The organism is Jeotgalibaca sp. A122 (genome assembly GCF_052266715.1).
Classification (GTDB): Bacteria; Bacillota; Bacilli; order Lactobacillales; family Aerococcaceae; genus Jeotgalibaca.
Genome location: NZ_JBQPRB010000005.1, coordinates 121,844 through 144,754 on the forward strand (window position 1 = coordinate 121,844; position 22,911 = coordinate 144,754).

A 22,911-nucleotide genomic window follows, 5' to 3' on the forward strand; every position below is an offset into this window, starting at 1 on the left:
GAAAAGAGGGTAAAAGATGATAGGTATTATTGGCGCAATGGAAGAGGAAACGCGTGTCCTTTTAGCGCATATGACAGATCAAAAGGTTGAAAAGGTGCACCACCTAGAATATATCAGCGGTCTCGTTGATGGGCAAGCGGTGGTAATTGCACAGTCTGGAATTGGGAAAGTTAATTCTGCTTTAGCGACAGGATTCATGATTGATCGTTATCAACCGGAATTAATTATTAATACCGGTTCCGCTGGTGGCTTATTGCCTGGTTTGAAAGTAGGAGACGTATTGGTTGCCGATGAATTGGCTTATCACGATGTGGATGCTATGGCATTCGGTTACGTGAAAGGACAAGTTCCGCAGATGCCGGCGACTTATCCAAGTGATGCCCGAGCTGTTGCCGGAATCATGGCGGCCGCCAATACAGTTGGTTTAACACCGCATCAAGGATTGATTGTTTCAAGCGATTCTTTTATAGCTGATAAAGTGGAAGTCGAACGTATTATTTCCGAGTTTCCGCAAGCGGGTGCAACTGAAATGGAAGGAGCTTCCATTGCTCAAGCTTGTCATGTAATGGGCGTGCCATTTGTGGTTGTCCGCTCAATTTCAGACAGTGCCGATGAGGAAGCATCTGTTACATTCGATGAATTTATTATCGAAGCAGGCAAAAAGTCAGCTGAATTAGTGTTGGCATTTATTCGAAATTATCAAAAATAACCAGAAACACCTTCGAAAAAGTATTTCGAAGGTGTTTTATATTGTCTTGAATCTTCATAACAGTCTATTTGTTAGGCCTATTTTCCCCCTAGTGATTACTCAGAGTCATTTTTACGTTTGAGTAATCGCTATTGGGGGGAAAGTGATTACTCAGAGTCATTTTTACGTTTGAGTAATCGCTATTGGGGGAAAGTGATTACTCAGAGTCGTTTTTCGGTTTGAGTAATCGCTTTTGGGAAGAGAGTGATTACTCAAAGTAGAATTCCAATTTGAGTAATCAGTTCTTGCTGAGTAGTATCATAATTCCATCTGGTCAACCATGGAGTGCAACAGATCATGGGCGGATACGATGTATTTGTTGTCTTTGGTTTCAATGGTCAATAACTTGTATTCGGTTAGACCATTTTCTAGACCTTTTTCTTCCAACTCATCCTGCTTTTCCTGAATCTCGTCTGGATCCATGAAGGGAAGAATCCAAACACTGAACTCATTCAAGACAAGCATGTCCTGTTTCCCGAATGAAGTGAACGAATCCGGGAAGGTCTTGGAAGGATCAAGGTGCAATTGCCAAGTCGAATCCACCAAGTCGGAAGGGCGCAAACCGGCTTCGTTTTCAACCACATCAGCTCCTTCATGCTTTTAGTATAGCAAAGTAAAAGAAAGCAGATGAGCAAAAAAATGAGGAACCTTGTCATAGCAACGTGCTACAATTTGTTGCGCAACGAAATTGGGGATTTTTTGACACAAAAAAACAGAACCCCGAAGGATTCTGTTCAAATGACTTATTAGCCAAGTTTGTTGTAGTATTCAACGATGAATGACTCATCAACGTCTGCTGTCAATTCGTCACGAACTGGTAGACGGTTTAGAGAACCTTCAAGTTTTTCTGTATCGAATGTTACGAAGTCTGGACGACCGAACAATCCTTCAACAGCACTTGTGATGATTGTCATAGTTTTTGATTTTTCGCGAACTGCGATAACTTGTCCAACTGAAACTTCGTATGAAGGGATATCCACACGTTTGCCATCAACAGTGATGTGGCCATGGTTTACTAATTGACGCGCTTGACGACGAGTAGTTGCCAAACCTAGACGGTAAACAACGTTATCCAAACGACGTTCCAACATGATCATGAAGTTTTCACCATGTTTACCTTCTTGGATTTTACCAGCTTTTTTGAAAGCAGTAGCAAATTGACGTTCGTTCATGCCATACATCAAACGTAGTTTTTGTTTTTCTTGCAATTGTTGACCGTACTCAGACATTTTACGACGGCTGTTAGGACCGTGTTGTCCAGGTGCGTAAGGGCGACGTTCGATTTCTTTACCAGTACCTGTTAAAGAGATTCCTAAACGACGAGATTTTTTCCAGCTTGGGCCAGTATAACGAGACATAATTTTATTCCTCCAATAATATGTTTTGGAGTAAAATAATAATGAAAATGTTGTAGTACGTGCATTTCATCCTTCAATCTTCACCTTATGCAGCCGCAAGGGTACACAATTGAACCTCTAGGAGGCGATGAAATGTTGACGCGGGTACACTATTTCCGCTGCATTATTTTACACGTCAGTTATCTTAACATAGTAATAGATAAGATGCAAGCTTTCCATCTAAGGAAAACTTTCGCCTAATCCACTGAGACTTGCTTTTTTTATAAAATTTTCTGTGCTATACTGAATGATGATATTATGGTCAGCATGTCTTGGACAGTATGACAACAGTTGAGTAGATGGGGGATTCTTAAATGGACTTATTTTATTGGTTAGCGGGTATATTCATTGTCATTCTAGTTGGATATGGCGTCGTATACTATTTGAACCGTAAACAAGCGAATCGTATTAAAGAAATTGATGATAAAAAACATAAAATGATGGCAATTCCGGTTGCGGACAATTTATATACTTTGAAAAATTTGAATTTAACAGGCCAAACAAAACGCACCTATGAAAGTTGGCAAGCGACTTGGCAAACAATCACGCGTTTCCAATATCCTGAAATTGAGGCTGCGCTTGTGAGTGCAGAGCAAAGTATTCAACAATACAATTTCATTAAAGCAAAGCAAGCTATTGAAAACGCAGAAAAACTGATTCAAGAAACTGAAACGAGTGTTATCAAGGTAAACAAAGCGCTTGAAAAACTTTTGGAAAGTGCGCAGGAAAACCGCAAAGAACTAGAAGAAAATCAAGAACGTTACAACAAAATCCGTAAACAACTCTTGGCTCATAGTTTTACTTTCGGACCAGCAGTTGAAACACTTGAAAAGAACTTGAATTATATGGAGCTTGATTTCACAAAATTCAACTCTTTAACTAATGAAGGCGATCATATGGAAGCGAAAGAAGTTCTGGATCGTATTGGCCAAGATTTAACAGTAATGGAAGAAGTAGTCGAAAAAATTCCTGAATTGAATAAACAAATCAAAGAAGAGTATGAAGAACAAATTGCGGATTTACGCGAAGGCTACCAACGCTTGATTACAGAAAACTACGTTTTTGATAATGTGAATATCCCAGAGAAAATTGTGGAAATCGAAGATATCTTGAAAGAGGCAAAAGATTCTATTGCGTTGGCGGATATTGGAGAAGCACGCAAGAAAATGGATAAAGCCGAACGCGCGATTGAAAATACATATATCATCATGGAAAAGGAAATGGATGCAAAAGATTTTGTGGATCGCCACCAGTCGAACTTATCCCGTAAAATGGAACATGTCATGCAAAGTAACCGTTATGTGTTATTAGAGATTGATCGTGTCTCTCAAAACTTCTTCTTGAATCATAACGAGCTTGGTCGTTCCCAAGAATATGAAGAACAATTGCTTGCTGAAAACGAAGCTCTGCGTTACCATGATAAATTATTGGAAGAGCATCAGATTTCTTATTCTGCAACGAAAGCCCGTTATGAAAAAATGACTCAAAAACTGAGCCAAATTGATAAAGAACAATCGGAATTAGTGGCAAAATTGAGTAATTTAAAGAATCGCGAGAAAGATGCGAAAGATGCTGTCGATTTGTTTGAGATGGATATGCGTAACATGAAGCGTACCTTGGAAAAACAACATTTGCCAGGCCTGACACCTGCTTACCTGGATCTTTTCTTTGCAGTTTCCCAGAGAATCGAAGAAATTTCAGCTAAATTAAATCGCGTAAAAATCGATATGGAAGAAATCGAAAATCTGGTGGTCATGTGTGAAGAGGATATCCAACTATTGGATAAACGTACCGAAGAAATCCTCGACCAAGCTAACATGACTGAATCCTTGATTCAATATGCAAATCGTTACCGTGATAATCCAGAAGTTGAAGCAGCAACGCGTGAAGCACTCGACTTATTCCAAAATGCTTATGACTACGAAAATGCAATGAACGTCATGAAAAATATATTGAATAAAGTGGAACCAGGTGCTAGCAAAAAGGTTGAAGATAACTACTTGGAAGATAAAAATCGTCGTTCCTTTACACCGCAACAATCGACTAAATGATGAATAGGGCTGAGACATTAATTTTATGTCTCAGCTTTAACTTTGTAAAAAATTACAGAAAGAGTGAAATAATGATTTATTTTGATAACAGCGCAACGACGCCCATCTTCCCTGAAGCATTGGATACATATATAAAAGTTAGCCAGGCCATTACCGGCAATCCCTCAAGTTTGCACAAATTGGGAGTGATGGCTGACCAGTTGCTTCAACAATCCCGTAAACAAGTAGCTGACTTATTGAACGTAACACCGAAGGAAATATTTTTTACAAGCGGTGGAACAGAAGGGGACAATTGGGTCATAAAAGGAACAGCTATTGAAAAAGCGGTCTATGGGAAGCATCTGATCACCTCAGCCGTTGAACATCCCGCGGTTTCCAAAACGATGCAACAACTCAAAAAGTTGGGTTTTGAAATAACAGTCATTCCGGTTGATGAAGCGGGTGTCGTATCCGCAAGTGATGTAAAAGAGGCGATTCGCGAAGATACCATCCTGGTTTCGTTGATGGCAATAAATAACGAAGTAGGCGCCATCCAACCGATAAGGGAAGTCGGAGATATTTTGGAAGACTATCCCACTATTCACTATCATGTTGATGCCGTACAAGGGTTGACGGAATTCGACACGGTCATTCAGCATCCACGTATTGATTTCTTGGTTCTTTCCGCTCATAAATTCCGCGGTCCCAAAGGTGTCGGTATTGTTTACCATAAAGCTGGGAAGCGCATCGCCTCCCTCTTGACAGGTGGTGGGCAGGAATCCGGAGAACGTAGCTCAACCGAAAATGTTCCCGGTATTGCCGCAACCGCCAAAGCTTTGCGCATGGCTTTGGAAAAGCGGAACACCGCACACCAATCGGAACTTACGCTCAAAAACCATTTAATGTCATTTTTACAATCATATGATGATGTTAAAATTTTCAGTACGGCTGAAGGTGCATCACACATCTTGTGCTTTGCCATGAAAGATGTTCGTGGTGAAGTCATGGTCCATGCTTTTGAGAATGAAAACATTATTCTTTCCACGACCAGTGCATGCTCCAGTAAAAAAGGGGATGTCCCTGCTACATTGGAAGCCATGCACGTTCCGAGCGAATGGTCCCGTTGTGCAGTCCGCATCAGTTTATCGTCGGAAAATACGCTGGCAGAAGTAGAAACATTTAAATCCGTATTCGCTCAATTACATACAAAATTCAAAAAAATTCAGAAATAAGAAAGGAACTATCCATGGAAACACGTATTCAAATCCGCTTTGGTGAGCTCTCGACTAAAGGTAAAAATAAAAAAAGATTCATCCAAAAATTATCTCAAAATATCCGGGCAGCGACTCATGACTTTCCGCAGATTAAAATTCATGCGGAGCACGATTTCATTTTCTTGAACTTAAATGACGCTGAAGAGGCAGTAATTATTGAACGCCTGCAAGATATTTTCGGGATTCAAAATTTCTCGCCAGTTTATGTCGTGCCACGTGACTTTGAAACCGCACGTACTTTCATTATTGATTTAATGAAAAAACTAGACACAGAAAATAAAACATTCAAAATAGCAACGCGCCGTTCCGACCATTCTTATGAACACGATACGAACTGGTTGAATGCTGAATTTGGGGCAGCCGTTTTGCAAAATATTCCCAATATCACCGTTCAAGTGAAAAAACCCGATATCACCGTTCGCGTTGATGTTAAAAATGAAAACTTCCTGATCAGTACGGAAACTTACCAAGGAGCAGGAGGGTTACCAGTTGGTTCAAGTGGCCGGGGTATCTTAATGTTATCGGGTGGTATTGACTCGCCAGTTGCAGGGTATTTAGCAATGAAGCGGGGCGTTGAAATTGAAGCTCTTCACTTCCACAGCCCTCCGTATACAAGTCCACAAGCTTTGAAAAAAGCTAAAGATTTAACAGCGAAATTAACCCGTTTTTCAGGTTCTATTCAATTTATCGAAGTACCGTTTACCGAAATTCAGGAAGAAATAAAAGCGAAAATTCCTGAGGGATATGGTATGACGGTTACGCGTCGCATGATGCTTCGTATTACGGATGCTATCCGGGAACAACGGAAAGCCTTGGCAATTTTTAACGGTGAAAGCTTGGGCCAAGTTGCTTCACAAACGTTGGAAAGTATGGTGGCAATCAATGCCGTTACTTCAACGCCAATTATCCGCCCAGTAGCCACAATGGATAAAAATGAAATCATCGATATCGCGCAAAAAATCGATACATTTGATTTATCAATCCAGCCGTTTGAAGATTGCTGTACCATTTTTGCACCGGCTGCTCCAAAAACGAAACCGCATTTGGATAAAGTTAACAGGTTCGAAGGAAATATGGATATTGAAGGTTTGGTTGCGCGTGCCGTTGCTGGCATTGTGGTAACCCGCATTAGCCAGGAAACACTCATTGAGGAAGAAACTTTGTTCAGTAGTTTATTATAATAAATCATATCGCTTACTTTTCCACTTAACATTGGTATAATGAAGATATCAAATTAATAGGAGGAATAAGGATGGAAATTACAGTAAAAGGTAAACCAACATTAGTAGAAGGTCCATTGCCAGCTGTAGGGGATGTTGTTTCAACTTTCTCTTTGAAAAATATTAAGGGTGAAACAGTTACAGACGAAACAATTAAAGGTCAAGTGACTATTTTGAGCGTATTCCCAGACATCGCGACAAGTGTATGTGATCAACAAACACGTTCCTTCAACGAGGTAGCATCCAACATCGAAGGCATTCGTTTAGTGAATGTTTCTAAAAATACAGCAGAAGAATTAAATGAATGGTGTGCTGCAAAAGGTTTGGATATCGATATGTGGACTGATACAGACGGTGAATTTGCTAAAGCATTTGGTGTTTTGATGCCAGAATTGGATAAATTAGCGCGTAGTGTATTTGTCTTAACAGAAGATAATGAAGTAGCATACCGTGAATTGGTTCCGGAAATGGCTGAAGAACCAAATTACGATGCAGCAGTAGAAGCTGCAAAAGATTTACTTTAAAATTTTGGGTTTTGATGGTAGACTATTGGAGAGAAAAATGCGATTGAACTGGGAAGAGTAATCGCAGCACGGTTACATAGCGAGAAAAGCGGATGGTGAAAGCTTTTTTAACCGGCTGGATGAAGGTAGCCCAGGAGCAAGTGGGATGAAGGCAGTGCTGTGTAGTCCTACTCGGAGATAGCTCCGTTATCAAAACGAGACATGGGATTATTATGCCCATAAACTCAGGTGGTACCACGAAATTTATTCGTCCTGCAATTTTGCAGGGCGATTTTTTTGTTTAAAGCGGCGTTTATTCCACCAAATTGACGCCACCACTGCATTTCATTTAAACACGAGAGAGGAATGAAAGTATGTCACAGTTAGACCAAATGTCTACAAAATACCAACCGCAAGAAGTTGAAAAAGGAAAATATAAAAAATGGGTGGAGTCCAAATTATTCCGTCCAAGCGGAAATAAAGATGCGAAACCCTACTCCATCGTTATCCCGCCTCCAAACGTTACAGGACGTTTGCACTTGGGTCACGCGTGGGACGTTACTTTGCAAGATATGTTGATTCGGATGAAACGCATGCAAGGGTATGACACATTGTGGTTGCCGGGAATGGACCATGCAGGTATCGCAACCCAAGCAAAAGTTGAAGCTAAACTTGCTGAAGACGGTATTTCCCGTCATGATTTAGGACGCGAAGCTTTTGTCGATAAGGTTTGGGAATGGAAGGAAGATTATGCTGGCTTCATCCGCGACCAATGGGAAAAAATGGGGATTTCCGTTGACTATGAACGCGAACGATTCACTTTGGATGACGGATTGTCGGACGCCGTTCGCAAAGTGTTTGTAACCCTTTATGAAAAAGGCTTGATTTACCGCGGTGCTTATTTGATCAACTGGGATCCAAAAGCGCAAACAGCATTGTCGGATATCGAAGTCATCCATAAAGATGTAAATGGTGCTTTCTACCACTTCCGTTACCCACTGACTGATGGTTCTGACTTCGTTGAATTGGCAACGACACGTCCCGAAACAATGTTGGGAGATACAGCAGTAGCCGTTCACCCTGAAGACGAGCGTTATGCTCACTTAATCGGAAAAACAATTATGTTACCGTTGATGAATCGTGAAATTCCAATTATTGCCGATGACTACGTTGATAAAGATTTCGGAACCGGCGTTGTTAAAATTACACCAGCCCATGATCCAAATGACTTTGAGGTAGGTTTGCGTCATAACTTGCCCCAAATCAATGTTATGAACAACGATGCGACAATGAATGCAGAAGCGGGTAAATACGAAGGTATGGATCGCTTCGAAGCACGCAAAGCTGTTGTTAAAGATATGGATGCAGAAGGTTTCTTGGTTAAGGTTGAAGAGATGGTCCACAGTGTTGGTCACTCTGAGCGTACTGATGTGGTGGTCGAACCGCTTATTTCGACACAATGGTTTGTAAAAATGGCACCTCTTGCTGAAAAAGCAATCGAAAATCAAGGTACGGATGATAAAGTATCGTTCTTCCCGGAACGTTTCGAAAATACGTTTACACGCTGGATGGAAAACATCCATGACTGGGTTATTTCCCGTCAACTATGGTGGGGACACCGTATTCCTGCTTGGTACCATAAAGAAACTGGCGAAATGTATGTTGGCATGGAAGACCCAACCGATATCGAAAATTGGGAACAAGACCCAGACGTATTGGACACATGGTTCAGTTCTGCCCTATGGCCATTTTCAACAATGGGTTGGCCGGATGAGGAATCAGAAGACTTCAAACGGTATTTCCCGACTAGCACATTAGTAACGGGTTATGACATTATTTCCTTCTGGGTAAGCCGGATGATTTTCCAATCTTTGGAATTTACTGAAAAACGCCCATTTGAAAATGTGTTGATTCATGGTTTGATTCGTGATGAACAAGGCCGTAAGATGAGTAAATCCCTAGGTAACGGAATTGATCCAATGGATGTTATTGATCAATATGGTGCTGATGCTTTGCGTTGGTTCCTATCAAATGGTTCCTCCCCAGGACAAGACGTGCGTTTCAGTTATGAAAAAATGGATGCATCATGGAACTTCATCAATAAAATATGGAACGCAAGCCGTTATGTATTGATGAACCTTGACGGATTAACCTATGATCAAATTGATTTAACAGGTGAGAAAACATTGGCTGACCAATGGATTCTGTCTAAATTGAACCGTACGATTGCGAAAGCAACCGAATTATTTGAGAAATTTGAATTTGGTGAAGCCGGTAAATTGCTCTATCACTTTATTTGGGATGAGTACTGTGACTGGTACATCGAAATGACCAAAGAAGTGCTTCAAGGTGATAACGAAGCGGCTAAATTGACAGCGCGTAGCATCTTGGCACATGTATTGGACAACATTCTGCGTTTGTTGCATCCAATCATGCCTTTCGTTACAGAAGAAATTTGGCAAAATGCACCACATCAAGGTGATTCAATCGTGGTCGCTGAGTATCCAGTTGCGGATGCAAATTTGGTCGACGATGCAGCGGAAACGGCCATGGACAAATTGATAGGTTTGATTCGTGGAGTACGGAATATCCGTAATGAAATGAATACACCATTATCGAAGAAAGTACCAATGCAGATCAATGTAAATGATGATGCAACAGAAAACATTTTCACTGCGAACGAAGCTTATATCATCCGCTTCTGTAATCCAGAAAGCTTGGAAATCGGCCAAAATCTGGAAACAACGGAAGAGGCTGTTACAGCGATTATTTCTGGTGGGGAAGTACGGATGCCATTAGCAGGCTTGATTAAACTGGAAGACGAAATTATTCGTTTGGAAGGCGAAGCAGAGAAGCTTGCAAAAGAAGTGGACCGGGTTGTAAAAAAACTGGGTAATGAAAAATTCGTAAGCAAAGCACCTGAAGCTGTTGTTGCAGGTGAACGTGCAAAAGAAAAAGATTACCGAGAAAAATTGGCGACTGTCAACGAACGCATCGCTAGCTTAAAAGCACAATTATAAAAATGATGAAGATGGCTGAGAAGTATTCCCAGCCATCTTTTTGCAAAGGGTGGAAGCATGTTTACAACTTATGAAGAAGCAATGAACTGGATTCATACCCGTAAAGGAATGGGGCCTAAACCAGGAATAAAACGAATGGAATGGCTAATGGAGAAATTAGACCATCCCGAGAAAAAGTTTCCGGCCATTCATATTGCCGGAACCAATGGGAAGGGGTCTACTGTTGCGTATTTAACCAGCTTGTTTAAAGCCTCTGGACACACCGTGGGAAGCTTCACATCACCGCATATTATGCGTTTCAATGAGCGAATCAGTATAAATGGGGAACAGATTTCCGACAATGCAGTTTTGGAATTGGCGAATGCGATTCAACCACTGTACGCTGAAATTTCGGAAACGGAGTTAGGTCCTTTAACAGAGTTCGAAGTGGTGACGGCGATGATGTTTCTTCATTTTGCCCGCATTCAACCAGATGTTGTCTTGCTGGAAGTAGGATTGGGTGGCTTATTCGACAGTACGAATGTAGCTGCACCGAAACTGACCATGATTACGACAATCGGAATGGATCATTTGCAGATACTTGGAAATACGATAGAAGAAATTGCCTTTCAAAAAGCAGGTATCATCAAAAACGGTGTACCACTGGTGATCGGGAATATCCAGGGTGCTGCCAAAAAAGTCATTTTAGACATGGCAAAAGAGAAAAAAAGTCCTGTTTTGGCTTATCAAGATGATTTCATTGCCGTGAATCAGCCGACTACCAGAGACTTCCATGAACACTTCGATTTTAAAGCGCCCGAATTAAAATTGGATGACATCGAAATTGCTTTGATGGGCCATCACCAAATCGACAATGCAGCAACAGCACTCATGGCCTTTATGACATTCTGTAAGGCCCAAAAATTAAACTATTCAGAAAAGACGATTTTGGCCGGCTTCCGCCAAGCCTTTTGGCCAGTTCGAATGGAGATTATCTCGCAGGATCCTTTTATCATCCTGGATGGCGCTCATAACGAACCGGCAATGGCCGTATTGCTGGATGCCATCAATACGAATTTTTCCGATAAAAAAATAAAAGTCCTGTTTGCGGCACTCACAACCAAGGAACTTGAAAAAATAGGCCCTTGGTTAATGCGTATTCCTAATCACGATATTCATTTAACGACCTTTGATTTTCCACTGGTCGCAACATTGAAAGATTTAAAAGAACGCCTTGGCGTTTCTGATGCAACTTACCATGAAGATTGGAAAAAAACACTGACACAATTAAAAGGAAAATTAGCCTCAGATGAAATTTTGTTGGTGACGGGATCCTTATACTTCTTATCCGAAGTACGCCACTTTCTTATGGAGGGATAGACATGGATAAAAAAGTTATTATTTTTGATATGGACGGTTTAATGTTTGATACAGAAAAATTAGTTTGCCAGGCTCAAATGAGTATCGCTAAAAAGTTAGGTGTCCCCTTTACAGAAGATTATTATTTAGAATCAGTAGGCATGTCCGATAAAGACTGTTTAGTAAAGTATACGGAGGATTTTGGTGATTATGACATTGCTTACCAGTTGAGCAATGATTATCGGGCAGAGTTACACCGTTTGATAGAATTGAATGGTGTTCCCCATAAAAAGGGTTTGGAAGCTTTACTGCATCATTTTAAAGAGTTGGATAAGGAATTAATTCTTGCTTCGTCCAATCGCCATTACGATATAAACTTTTTCCTAGAGAAAGAAGGGCTTTCTCATTATTTCTCAAGGAAAATTAGTGGAGAAGATGTTGAGTTTGCCAAACCGCATCCCGCTATTTTTGAAAGAGCACACGCACTGACAAACCATGAAAAAGAAGCCTGTCTGATTTTGGAAGATTCACTGAATGGTGTCCGTTCAGCTTTTTCAGCGGGAATTGATGTCATCATGGTGCCAGATTTAATTGCTCCAAATGAAGAAGCAAGAGCTAAAACCATCGCAATTGTGAACGACTTGGACGAAATTAGAACATTATTTTAAGGTTTTGGGAAATAAAATAAAACTTTTGCGGTTTTTTTGCGTATATATCTATAGTGAGTAAAAAGGAGAGATAGTATGCAAGAAACAACATTAGTAAGAGAAGTCCCAAAATCATCCCGACCGAGGGAAAGGCTCGCACAATACGGCGAGAAAGCTTTGGCAACACATGAACTGTTAGCTATCTTGTTACGCACCGGCCCTAAAGACAGTAACGTTTTACAGCTTGCGATGCGGGTGATGAATGAATTCGAAGACCTCCATTCCTTGAAAATGGCTTCCGTTGAGGAACTAATGACGATTAATGGCATAGGAGAAACGAAGGCGATTGAAATCAAAGCCTGCATTGAACTTGGGTTACGCCTTGCTCAGACGACACAGTTAAAGAGTGGCGTCATTACTTCAACTAAAACGGCAGGGGCTTTGCTTAAACAAGAAATGCGCGATCTACAACAAGAACATGTCATCGCATTGTATTTAAATACTAAAAATGAAATCATCAAAAAGAAAACCATTTTTATCGGCAGTCTAAATAGTAGTGTCGCTCACCCGAGAGAAATATTTCGGGAAGCCGTTCGTTTTTCTGCTGCCCGGATTATTTTGGGTCACAACCATCCCTCTGGAAATCCGGAGCCCTCGGAAGCAGATTTGATATTTACGCGGAGGATGGTCGAATGTGGCGAGATGATGGGGATTGAGCTCCTGGATCACTTTATTATCGGCGACCAAAATTACATCAGTTTAAAGGAATATGGAATAATTTAGAAAAAGACTTGCAATAATTTAAAAGTCTGGTTATAATAAGGGTACGTTTTTGTAAGGGAAGAAAGTTATGTCATGAACATTCCGATCGTACCATTTGCAATAACAGAATATTTGTGCAAATTGCACGAGGAGGAATTTTTCATGGAAAATGGAACAGTAAAATGGTTTAACGCAGAAAAAGGATTTGGATTTATCGAACGCGACGGCGGAGATGATGTATTCGTACATTTCTCAGCAATCAACAGTGACGGTTTCAAATCTCTAGAAGAAGGACAAGCAGTTTCTTTCGACATCGTTGAAGGTAACCGTGGACCTCAAGCATCAAACGTAGAAAAAATCTAATTTTTCCTAGTTGATAATAAACAGCTGAGACATTCATTTGTCTCAGCTTTTTTGTTATCTCATTTTCTATTTTTTTAGTTCTATTATTTATGGTGTTGGTAGGCATTTCCTTCACCAATTCCAGATAACCAAGAACCTTTTTTTAAGAAAATGTTACATTTTCAAATATTTTTAGCTTTCGATTTTTTCGGATTTCAATTTGTGGTAAAATATTGAAGATATACGATGAGCATATGGAAGGATGAATCTTTTGTCGGCAATAAGTTTAAGAGCCAAAAGAATTGGTATTGATTTAGGTACGACAAATATTGTTGTCTGGATGGAAGGCAAGGGTATTGTCTATAGAGAACCCGCAATTGTTGCCCGTAATCTTCAAGATGGAAAAATAGTGGCCATTGGTGATGAAGCCATTCAGCTTTTGGAACAACAACCGGGAAATGTGGTTTCGTCAAGGCCTTTAAAAGAAGGTATGATTGCTGATTATGATACGACGGTTGCGCTATTTAGGAATATTATTAAAAAAACGACAAAATATTCGTTTCAAAGACCATATCTCATGATTTGTACCCCAATAGGTATTACGGGAATTGAAAAACGTGCTATTATTGAGGCGTCACTGGAAGCAGGGAGCAAAGAAACTTTTTTACTGGATGAGCCTTTTGCTGGAGCAATTGGCGCGGGTTTGCCCATTTATACACCAACGGGATATTTTATTGTTGATATAGGAGGCGGGACAACCTGTATTGCTGTTTTATCTCTGGGAGGAGTCATAGCCAGTAAGGCGATACCTATAGCAGGAAACAAAATGGATGAAGCCATCCGTAACTATATTGGGGAAAAGTATGCCTTAGCAATCGGGTCTCGCACTGCTGAAACCCTCAAGATGAAAAGTGGTTCAGCAGATTTGAAAGCAGCCTCTTACTATGAAAATAAAGAAGTTAAAGGCCGGGATGTAAAAACAGGACTCCCCAGAAAACTTACAATAGAAGCAAGAGATATTTCCGAAGCCCTCCAGCCATTATTGCAGGAAATTATTGCAACCATCACTTCAGTCCTGGAACATTTACCACCGGAAATCGCAGCGGATATAATTACCCATGGGATTTTCTTGACCGGTGGGGGCGCCTTGTTAAATGACATTCATACAGTAATTTCCAAAGCAATGGGAATTTCCGTTACTGTTGTAACAAATCCCCTGGATAGTGTTGTAGCAGGCATTGGTGAAAATCTAAAAAATATAAAACAATTAAAGAAACATAACACCTACTAATGGGGGAAAAGGAAAGGAAATGAGGTTTTAAGGTGAATCAGTTTTTCAATAATAAAAGAATGATTGTGTTGCTGATTTCCGTGATCATTTTTATCAGTACAATTGCCTTTTCTATGTCGCGAAACCGTGAGGACGCATCGCTTCCGCAATTGTTCATAAATGATGTGACCGGTCTAGCAGCGAACGTTATGTCGAAGCCAGCCGAAACGGTAAATGGATTTGTCGATTCTGTTGATAATTTGCTTCATACCTACGAAGAAAATCAACAATTGAAACAAAAAATAGATGCTATGGATAACATGCAAGCGCGAATATCCAAACTGGAGCAAGAAAATGTAAGCATGAAGCAAGAGTTAGAATTACAAAGTAGTCTGTCCGAATTCTCCAATATTAACGCAACCGTCATTTCCAGAAATCCTGACACTTGGATCGATCAAATTGTGGTTGATAAAGGTAGCGAAGATGGTGTGGAAGTCGATATGTCTGTCATGTCCGGCAATGGTTTGATTGGTCGTGTAGCCGAAGTTAGTCCAACTACTGCTAAAATCTTGTTATTGTCTACGGCCAATCAATCGGTAAATCGTGTGTCGGCAGAAATACAAATGCCCGATACACCAGTTCATGGTATTGTGGATGACTATGAAACGGAAAATGGACTATTGATCATGTCCGAAATTGATCCAAAAGCCAAAATAGAGGTTGGGAAGCAAGTCATCACTTCTGGTTTAGGTGGTGTATCACCGGCATCTTTATTGATAGGAGTTGTAAAGGAAGTGCGCATGGATGAGTTTGGTTTGTTCCAGGAAGTTACAATCGAACCAGCTGGTAATATAGCTGAAATTCTTTACGTGACTATCATCCAAAGGGGAAGCGAGGTTTCCCGGTAATGGTGCAAAATCGTACGCTTAATCATGTTTATCTGATTCCTATCCTTCTTTTTTTGGGATTGGTCATGGATGGTATTGTCATGAATATTTTTTCCGCCAGTTTTTTGGATCAAAACTATGTATTAGTTCCAAGGATATTGTTACTGTTGTTTGTTGTATTTACTTTACTTTTTCCCAAACAACCATTATTTCTCTATGCTTTATTGTTTGGCATTATGTACGACAGTTACTACACGGGAATACTGGGTATCTATGTGACTGCCATTGCTTCATGCATTTATTTAGTGAAACGGAGTCAGAGGTTTTTGACAACTGCACCGGTCGCAGTCTTTATTGTTTACTTCCTTAGCATCAGCTATGTGGAAATTTTCGTGTTTGGCGTCTATTCCTTATTAGGAATGGCTGATTTGTCGTTTGGCACTTTTATCGCCACCCGTCTTGGCCCAACTGTTCTTTTGAATTTCTTCTTTTTAGCTTTGCTTTATGTTCCCTTGCTTAAATTGAGCAAATGGATGTACAGTGTCTAAAATGAGAAACAAATTAAAAAAATTTGTTTAAATACTTGTTTTTAAAAAATTCTGTGTTATTATGATTTTACCTAAAAGAAATGCGAAGAAGAGAAAAAGTAATTTTCATTCATTCGGTAGAGAGCCTGCGGTCGGTGAAAGCAGGTGTATGGAGAAAATGAAAACACATCTCGGAGCAAGACTACTGAAAAGAATTTATTCGCGAGTAAGTAGACTCGGGGGTGCCCGTTACAGCACTAGCGTTTTAACAATGAACGCGATAAGGTAATGTTCGTGAGGGCATTACAAATAAAGGTGGAACCACGAAGCAATTAAGCTATCGTCCTTTGATTTTCTATATCATAGAGAATCAAGGGGCGTTTTTTTGTTGGACTGCAGCCAACAGAACGTCGGCAAAATCATGTCATTTCGAATAGGGATAAAAAATGATGAAAGATCTGGGAGGAACCAATCATGAAAAAATTATTCTTATTATTAGCATCCAGTGCACTGTTAGCAGCATGTGGATCTGAAACTGCAACAAATGAATCATCAACTGTTACAGAGACAAATGAGACTTTGAAAGAGACGTATACGGTTGGATTGGATGAAACCTTTGCACCTATGAGTTTTCGTGATACAGATGGTGAAATTGTAGGATTTGACGTTGACTTGGCGAAAGAAATTGGCGCAATTATGGGTGTTGAATTTGAATTTCAACCGATTGATTGGGTAATGAAGGAAACAGAATTGAATGCTGGCAATATCGATTTGATTTGGAATGGCTATACGATTACGGAAGAGCGTAAAGAGAAAGTTGCTTTCAGTGATCCTTACCTGGAAAATTCTCAAATCATTGTAACACTGTCTGATAGCGATATCGAAACGAAATCAGATTTGGCAGGGGCGACAGTAGCAACGCAACAAGCTTCCGCGACTTTAGATGCCATGAATGCTGATGAAACAGGCATTGTACAAGAATTTGACGGTGGCGAGCCGATTCTATACCCAACCTTTAATGATGTATTCAATGATTTGGAAAGTGGCCGTAGTGATGCCATCGTTGTTGATGAAGTATTAGGTCGTTACATCATGAAACAAAAGGGCTCCGACAAATTTAAAGTTCTGGATGAGGATTTCGGTGATGAAGAATATGGTGTTGGTATGAGAAAAGAAGATACAGCACTTCAGGAAGCAATTAATGACGGTTTGACAGAATTGAAAGAAAACGGCAAGTATGATGAAATCTATGCGAAATGGTTTGCTGAATAAGCGAAGGAGGAGAATGATGATGAAAAAAAAGATCTTTTTCTTAATGGCATCCCTATTCTTGGCAGCCTGTGGCAATCAAAAGACTGCCGAAACAAAAGAAACCATCATAATTGGTATGGACGAAACGTTTGCCCCAATGGGATTTCTGGATGAAAATAATGAAGTGATTGGTTTTGATGTTGATCTGGCTAAAGAAACAATGAATAGACTTGGTTACGAAGTGGAATTTCAATCAATCGATTGGTCGATGAAGGAAACAGAATTGAATACGAAAAATATTGACCTAATTTGGAATGGTTATGCTGTGACACCGGAACGGGCTGAAAAAGTATTGTTGAGTGAACCTTATTTGGAATCATCCCAAGCTATCTTTGTACGTAAAGACAGCGACATTCAAAAAAAGAGTGATTTAGAAGGTAAACTTTTATCAACACAACAATCTTCTAGCTCAATCGATAAAATCAAGGAAGATCCTTCCGGTATTTATGATAAGTTGGGCGGAGATTTGGTTCTTTATCCATCGAATAATAATAGTTTCATGGATTTGGAAGCAGGTCGGGTGGATGCCATAGTAGTCGGTTCAGAATATGGGCGTTATTATGTGAAACAAGCCGGGAAAGAAGATGTTTTCCGCGTTCTGGAAGATGACTTCGGGCAAGACGAAATGGCTGTAGCTCTTCGTAAAGAAGATACAGCATTGAAACAAGAAATTGATGATACAATAGCAGAAATAAAAGCAGATGGAACCTTTGATGAAATATATGATGATTGGTTCTTCTCTGAATAGAAAGTAGGGTTAAAATGGAACTTATTCAAACGATTTGGCCATCATTATGGGACGGCTTCCTCATTTCTTTGCAAATTTTCTTTATCGTGGCTATAACGAGTATCCCTTTAGGATTTTTGATTGCGATCATCCGGGTATATGCACCACGTTGGATCGGGTCACTTATTCAAGTTTATATTTTCATTATGCGGGGAACGCCATTGCTGCTACAGTTAATGTTTTTCTTCTTTGGCCTCCCTTTTGTTGGTATCGTTATGGATCGGTTCACGGCAGCGATTTTAGCCTTTATTATTAACTATGCAGCTTATTATGCGGAAATATTCCGTGGGGGTATCTTGGCAATTCCGCGTGATCAATTTGAATCCATCACGGTTTTGGGGATTGGGAAATTACGCGGATTTGTGCGAATTATCGTGCCACAAGTTTTCCGCATTGTATTGCCATCAGTTGGTAATGAAATTATTTCCTTGGTTAAAGATACATCTTTGGTTTATATCCTGGGAATCGGGGAATTATTACGGGCAGGGCAAATTGCAGCTAATACCTATGCCTCGCTCGTGCCGTTCCTTGGGGTTGGTGTTTTGTACTTGTCCGTTACAGGGATTATCACGATTATCTTAAATACGCTTGAAGCAAAAAGGAAGTTTTAGGAGGGTACCGGATGTTATTAGAAGCAAAAAATATTTCCAAAAAATATCATAATCAAGCAGTCATTGCAAATTTTTCCTTCACAATCGATGCGGGGGACATCGTTGTTTTGACTGGTCGCTCTGGTACCGGTAAAACGACCTTGATGCGCATTTTAAATAATTTGGAATCGGCAGATAGTGGTAGTCTTACTATTGAAGATACGCCCTTATTTGAAGATACGGAGCGCGGTGCAGCCTATGTTTCCCGTAAAAAGCGTAAATTGTACCAAAGTAAAATCGGCATGGTTTTCCAGGACTATGCTTTGTTCCCGAATTTCACGATTCGTGAGAACTTGTTGGAAGCGCCACTCTCCCAAAAGTTAGGGACAAAGGCTGAATTGAATGCCAAAGCAGAAGCATTGCTGGCGGAAATGGGTATCGCAGATCAGTTGGATAAGATGCCATCACAATTGTCAGGCGGCCAAAAACAACGGGTTGCGATTGCACGTGCCATGATGTTGAATCCTAAAGTATTGTGTTTTGACGAACCGACTTCTGCTTTGGACCGTGAATCAGCTGACAGCATCGGTAATCTCATTCAAGGGATTGCGGAAAAGGGAACAGGCATTTTGATCGTTACCCATGATACACCTTTCGGAGAAAAATATGGAACCCGATTAATCTCTTCTTCAGAATTTGTCAAATAACCTTGCAAATAAAACAGATACTTGTATAATGATGAAGAACTAAAATAACGAATGACGAGAGCATTCATTTTAAGGAGAGATTATTATGGAAAAAAATAAAATACTTGTGCAGCGTGCTGCAATCATTGGGTCAGGAACAGACGATTTAACGAATATGTTTCTGTCCCTTTCTTTGTCTTCAATTATCGTTGACCTGGGTATTAGCAATACACAGGCTGGATCCATTTCAACCATCACGAACTTTGGGATGTTGTTAGGCGGACTTATTTTTGGTTACTTGGCAGACAAATACGGGACTTTGAAATTATTCAAGATTACTTTGTTATTGTTTTCCCTGGCTACCGCAAGCATGTTTTTCGCTACGAATATGACAACCATTTATGTGCTTCGTTTCTTGGCGGGAATCGGAACCGGTGGGGAATACGGCATCGCCATCAGTTTATTGGCAAAAGTGACACCTGCCAGCAAAATGGGCAAGATGTCAGCGTATAACGGTGTTGCCGGCATGGTCGGAAATATTTTCGCAGCCTTACTGGCCAGCATCATCCTGCCAACATTAGGTTGGAACTATCTCTTCTTATTAGGTCTATTGCCACTATTGATTGTGGCATGGGTTCATTTCAATGTCACAGATGACGTATTGGAAAAATCACTGGAGTCACACGGTACAGTGGAAAAAACAGAAAAGCCATCCTACGGGGAACTTTTCAAAACGCCAAAGTTAGCACGCCAAACAGTTTCCTTGATGTTTATGGCTATCGTTCAAATCGGGGGTTACTTCGGACTGATGAACTGGTTGCCACAAATCATGCAACAAAGTCTTGGTTTATCCGTGTCCGGAAGCTCTTTATGGATGATTTCCACAATTCTCGGAATGTCATTGGGTATGCTATTCTTTGGACGCATTCTGGATAACTTTGGTCCACGCTTTTCTTATGGGTTATTCTTACTGGCTTCAGCTTCAGCTGTTTTCCTTTTCACTTTGGTTAAAAACGAGTTTGCCATGCTATTGGGTGGGGCGTTGGTTGGTTTCTTCGTAAATGGTATGTTCGCTGGTTACGGGGCTATCGTCAGTAAACTCTATCCAAGACATGTTCATTCTATGGCAAATAACCTCGTTATCAATGTCGGCCGTGCAATCGGTGGCTTCTCATCCATTATCATCGGTTTCTTGATGGATGTTGGGAATGTAACAACGGTCATGACCTACTTATCATTCAGCTATTTGGCAAGTTTCGTAGTCATGATGACTATCAAGGAATTCGCTAAAACGCGTTATCACCAAACACCAGAAAATGTAAAAATATAATTTGACGTCTATGAGTAGGTTTGGTATAATACTCATGTTGTAAATGTGCGCACCACAGCTACAACCGCACGTAAGGAGTCTTAAGTTCCCAAAGGACACTCTGGTCGGCGAGTCTAAGTCTAATGAGGAGGTGCAAGAATATGTACGCTATTATCAAAACAGGTGGAAAACAATTGAAAGTTGAAGTTGGACAACCAATCTTCGTTGAAAAATTGAACGTTGAAGCTGGTGACCAAGTAACTTTTGAGGAAGTTGTATTCGTAGGTGGAGATGACACTAAAATTGGTGCTCCATTCGTAGAAGGCGCAACTGTCGTAGGAACTGTTGAAAAACAAGGCCGCGAGAAAAAAGTTACAACCTTCAAATACAAGAGAAGAAAAGATTCTCACCGTAAACAAGGTCATCGTCAACCTTATACAAAAGTTATGATCGACGCAATCAACGCATAAGAGATGTGAAAGCAATGATTAATACAAAATTTATTATCGATTCAGAAGATGAAGCGATTCTTTCCTTTGAAATTACTGGCCATGCTGGTTACGCTGAGGCGGGAGAAGACATTGTTTGTGCGGCGGTTTCAGTTTTAGCAATTGAAACAGTGAACAGTATTGACAAGATGGTTTCCCATCAGATGACTGTTAAAGAAGCGGATGACGAAGGCGGATATCTATTTGCCCAAATCAAGCCAAATCTTTCAGCAGAACAAGCGCAGGTAACACAAATTTTGTTGAAGCATTTGTATTTCTCACTTGAGGATGTGGCTAATACCTATCCTGATTATGTAACTATTGAGACCATTTAATCAGAAAATATGTACCAGGGAGGTGCAACTCATGTTGAAACTTAATCTACAACTATTCGCTACTAAAAAGGGTGGTGGATCTACTTCAAACGGTCGTGATTCTCAATCCAAACGTTTAGGTTCTAAACGTGCAGACGGACAACACGTATCCGGTGGTTCAATTTTGTACCGTCAACGCGGAACAAAAATTCACCCAGGTGTTAACGTAGGCAGAGGTGGCGACGATACATTGTTCGCTAAAGTTGACGGAATCGTTCGTTTCGAACGTCTAGGCCGCGACAAAAAACAAGTATCTGTTTACCCAGCAGCTCAATAATAACGATTGGTTTTACCAATCAACCCATTTTCATACACACAAAGACTTGCGAAGGGATTAACCTAACGCAAGTTTTTTTTTAGTAAAAGCGTTCAGAAGGAAGGGTTCTGTAATGAATACATCAAAGCTAGAAAAATTATTTCAGATTTTGGATGAAGCTGTAACCTTATTGCAGAATGATTTGGATGTTTCATATGTTGAAGCACTGACAGAAACAATTCAAAATCTGGCTTATGAGGGTAAGGCACAGCAATTGGATGGTTTGCCATCGGATGAGACTGTAGCAAAATTGAATCGATTCTATCGTAAATTACATCTTGAAGAAGAATCGCGAGAAGTAATTCGTAAATTGATTCAACTCGGTTTTATTAAAGCCATTAAATCGGATAAAATTCAATCCAATCACCAGATGACGCCTGACACCATTGCTTTCTTGATGGCATATTTCATTGATGCCATTAAACAAGATAAAAAAGAAGAACTCCATATCCATGATTTAGCTGTTGGATCAGGTAATCTGTTGATGGTCATTATGGACTACTTGGAACAAAGAGGTAATAAAGTAACAGCAGAAGCCGTTGACAACGATGATTTGTTGGTAGCTTTGGCTTCAAATAGTAGCCACTTGCAAAAGTGGGGTGAAGCATTAACTTTTACTCATTCTGATAGTTTACAAGAATTGTTGATCAGACCCAGTGACATAGCGGTTTCCGATTTACCTATTGGCTACTATCCAATGGATAATCGGGCTGAAAAATTCCAGACGGCCTACGAAGACGGACATTCCTTTGCACACTTCTTGCTTATTGAACAACATGTGAAGTATCTAAAAGAAGGTGGCTGGGGCTTCTTTATCGTTCCGAAGAATTTAATTGAAAGCGATAAGAAAGGCGTCTTTATGAAATGGTTAAAAGGCCATGCTTATTTGCAAGGCATGTTGGAACTTCCTGAAACATTATTCCAATCCGAGCAATTGCAAAAATCCATCCTTATTTTACAAAAAACAGGCAATGGTGCGAAACAAGTAAAAGAAGTCCTCTTGGGCACTATTCCGGACATAAAAGATGCAAGAAAAATGCAAGGATTTCTATCTCAATTCAACAATTGGGCGAAATAAATGCTAT

Annotated in this window: 24 protein-coding genes and 3 other annotated features; of the genes, 22 read left to right on the forward strand and 2 right to left on the reverse strand. The window is 40.2% G+C overall.

Annotated features, from left to right (window positions below; all coding sequences use genetic code 11):
* The first annotated feature begins 16 nt into the window (after positions 1 to 16).
* Positions 17 to 709 carry a 5'-methylthioadenosine/adenosylhomocysteine nucleosidase gene (locus tag ACTU7M_RS07240; protein ID WP_443473713.1) on the forward strand — a complete coding sequence of 231 codons (693 nt, stop codon included), beginning with the start codon at positions 17 to 19 and terminating at the stop codon, positions 707 to 709.
* A gap of 297 nt (positions 710 to 1,006) precedes the next feature.
* On the opposite strand, the gene ACTU7M_RS07245 is transcribed toward ACTU7M_RS07240, so the two are convergent.
* Positions 1,007 to 1,330 (reverse strand): hypothetical protein, encoded by a 324-nt coding sequence (locus ACTU7M_RS07245; protein WP_443473714.1) that lies wholly within the window; start codon positions 1,328 to 1,330, stop codon positions 1,007 to 1,009.
* 164 nt (positions 1,331 to 1,494) lie between these two features.
* On the reverse strand, positions 1,495 to 2,106 hold the full coding sequence (gene rpsD, locus ACTU7M_RS07250) for a 30S ribosomal protein S4 (protein WP_443473715.1): 612 nt from the start codon (positions 2,104 to 2,106) through the stop codon (positions 1,495 to 1,497).
* Positions 2,107 to 2,459: 353 nt separating this feature from the next.
* Between rpsD and ACTU7M_RS07255 the strand changes: the two genes are divergently transcribed.
* The 21 genes from ACTU7M_RS07255 to ACTU7M_RS07355 all read left to right on the forward strand — a co-directional run bounded on the left by ACTU7M_RS07255 (position 2,460) and on the right by ACTU7M_RS07355 (position 22,904).
* Positions 2,460 to 4,196, forward strand: a complete 1,737-nt coding sequence (locus ACTU7M_RS07255) for a septation ring formation regulator EzrA (protein WP_443473716.1) — start codon at positions 2,460 to 2,462, stop codon at positions 4,194 to 4,196.
* A gap of 71 nt (positions 4,197 to 4,267) precedes the next feature.
* Complete coding sequence (locus tag ACTU7M_RS07260) at positions 4,268 to 5,407, forward strand: cysteine desulfurase family protein (RefSeq protein WP_443473717.1); 1,140 nt, start codon at positions 4,268 to 4,270, stop codon at positions 5,405 to 5,407.
* A gap of 14 nt (positions 5,408 to 5,421) precedes the next feature.
* On the forward strand, positions 5,422 to 6,630 hold the full coding sequence (thiI, locus tag ACTU7M_RS07265) for a tRNA uracil 4-sulfurtransferase ThiI (RefSeq protein ID WP_443473718.1): 1,209 nt from the start codon (positions 5,422 to 5,424) through the stop codon (positions 6,628 to 6,630).
* Positions 6,631 to 6,701: 71 nt separating this feature from the next.
* Positions 6,702 to 7,193, forward strand: coding sequence for a thiol peroxidase (gene tpx, locus ACTU7M_RS07270; RefSeq protein ID WP_443473719.1), 492 nt, complete (start codon positions 6,702 to 6,704; stop codon positions 7,191 to 7,193).
* Between the two features lie 33 nt (positions 7,194 to 7,226).
* Positions 7,227 to 7,451, forward strand: a binding site (T-box leader).
* A gap of 95 nt (positions 7,452 to 7,546) precedes the next feature.
* Positions 7,547 to 10,192, forward strand: coding sequence for a valine--tRNA ligase (locus tag ACTU7M_RS07275; protein ID WP_443473720.1), 2,646 nt, complete (start codon positions 7,547 to 7,549; stop codon positions 10,190 to 10,192).
* A gap of 57 nt (positions 10,193 to 10,249) precedes the next feature.
* A complete protein-coding gene (locus tag ACTU7M_RS07280) occupies positions 10,250 to 11,551 on the forward strand; it encodes a bifunctional folylpolyglutamate synthase/dihydrofolate synthase (RefSeq protein WP_443473721.1) in 1,302 nt (433 codons plus the stop codon).
* Between the two features lie 2 nt (positions 11,552 to 11,553).
* Positions 11,554 to 12,198, forward strand: coding sequence for an HAD family hydrolase (locus ACTU7M_RS07285; RefSeq protein WP_443473722.1), 645 nt, complete (start codon positions 11,554 to 11,556; stop codon positions 12,196 to 12,198).
* A gap of 75 nt (positions 12,199 to 12,273) precedes the next feature.
* On the forward strand, positions 12,274 to 12,960 hold the full coding sequence (radC, locus tag ACTU7M_RS07290; protein WP_443473723.1) for a RadC family protein: 687 nt from the start codon (positions 12,274 to 12,276) through the stop codon (positions 12,958 to 12,960).
* A 141-nt stretch (positions 12,961 to 13,101) separates the two neighbouring features.
* Entirely contained in the window at positions 13,102 to 13,302 is a 201-nt protein-coding gene (gene cspD / locus ACTU7M_RS07295) for a cold-shock protein CspD (RefSeq protein ID WP_443473724.1), read from the forward strand.
* A 250-nt stretch (positions 13,303 to 13,552) separates the two neighbouring features.
* Entirely contained in the window at positions 13,553 to 14,572 is a 1,020-nt protein-coding gene (locus ACTU7M_RS07300; protein WP_443473725.1) for a rod shape-determining protein, read from the forward strand.
* Positions 14,573 to 14,604: 32 nt separating this feature from the next.
* The gene (gene mreC / locus ACTU7M_RS07305) at positions 14,605 to 15,459 is read left to right on the forward strand and encodes a rod shape-determining protein MreC (RefSeq protein WP_443473726.1); all 855 of its coding nucleotides are present in this window, start codon (positions 14,605 to 14,607) and stop codon (positions 15,457 to 15,459) included.
* A complete protein-coding gene (gene mreD / locus ACTU7M_RS07310) occupies positions 15,459 to 15,986 on the forward strand; it encodes a rod shape-determining protein MreD (protein WP_443473727.1) in 528 nt (175 codons plus the stop codon). The genes mreC and mreD overlap by 1 nt, the downstream gene beginning before the upstream one ends.
* 76 nt (positions 15,987 to 16,062) lie before the next feature.
* Positions 16,063 to 16,316 (forward strand) — a binding site (T-box leader).
* Positions 16,317 to 16,439: 123 nt separating this feature from the next.
* Positions 16,440 to 17,237 carry an amino acid ABC transporter substrate-binding protein gene (locus ACTU7M_RS07315; RefSeq protein ID WP_443473728.1) on the forward strand — a complete coding sequence of 266 codons (798 nt, stop codon included), beginning with the start codon at positions 16,440 to 16,442 and terminating at the stop codon, positions 17,235 to 17,237.
* Positions 17,238 to 17,256: 19 nt separating this feature from the next.
* A complete protein-coding gene (locus ACTU7M_RS07320; protein WP_443473729.1) occupies positions 17,257 to 18,024 on the forward strand; it encodes an amino acid ABC transporter substrate-binding protein in 768 nt (255 codons plus the stop codon).
* 14 nt (positions 18,025 to 18,038) lie between these two features.
* Positions 18,039 to 18,674: an amino acid ABC transporter permease gene (locus ACTU7M_RS07325; RefSeq protein ID WP_443473730.1), complete on the forward strand. Its 636-nt coding sequence runs from the start codon at positions 18,039 to 18,041 to the stop codon at positions 18,672 to 18,674.
* Between the two features lie 11 nt (positions 18,675 to 18,685).
* Positions 18,686 to 19,360 (forward strand): amino acid ABC transporter ATP-binding protein, encoded by a 675-nt coding sequence (locus ACTU7M_RS07330; RefSeq protein WP_443473731.1) that lies wholly within the window; start codon positions 18,686 to 18,688, stop codon positions 19,358 to 19,360.
* 85 nt (positions 19,361 to 19,445) lie between these two features.
* The gene (locus tag ACTU7M_RS07335; RefSeq protein WP_443473732.1) at positions 19,446 to 20,669 is read left to right on the forward strand and encodes an MFS transporter; all 1,224 of its coding nucleotides are present in this window, start codon (positions 19,446 to 19,448) and stop codon (positions 20,667 to 20,669) included.
* A 52-nt stretch (positions 20,670 to 20,721) separates the two neighbouring features.
* Positions 20,722 to 20,794, forward strand: a sequence feature (ribosomal protein L21 leader region).
* Positions 20,795 to 20,809: 15 nt separating this feature from the next.
* Positions 20,810 to 21,118: a 50S ribosomal protein L21 gene (gene rplU, locus ACTU7M_RS07340; RefSeq protein ID WP_443473733.1), complete on the forward strand. Its 309-nt coding sequence runs from the start codon at positions 20,810 to 20,812 to the stop codon at positions 21,116 to 21,118.
* A gap of 14 nt (positions 21,119 to 21,132) precedes the next feature.
* Entirely contained in the window at positions 21,133 to 21,471 is a 339-nt protein-coding gene (locus ACTU7M_RS07345; protein WP_443473734.1) for a ribosomal-processing cysteine protease Prp, read from the forward strand.
* 31 nt (positions 21,472 to 21,502) lie between these two features.
* On the forward strand, positions 21,503 to 21,787 hold the full coding sequence (gene rpmA, locus ACTU7M_RS07350; RefSeq protein ID WP_443473735.1) for a 50S ribosomal protein L27: 285 nt from the start codon (positions 21,503 to 21,505) through the stop codon (positions 21,785 to 21,787).
* 112 nt (positions 21,788 to 21,899) lie between these two features.
* Entirely contained in the window at positions 21,900 to 22,904 is a 1,005-nt protein-coding gene (locus ACTU7M_RS07355) for a class I SAM-dependent methyltransferase (RefSeq protein ID WP_443473736.1), read from the forward strand.
* Positions 22,905 to 22,911 lie beyond the last annotated feature (7 nt).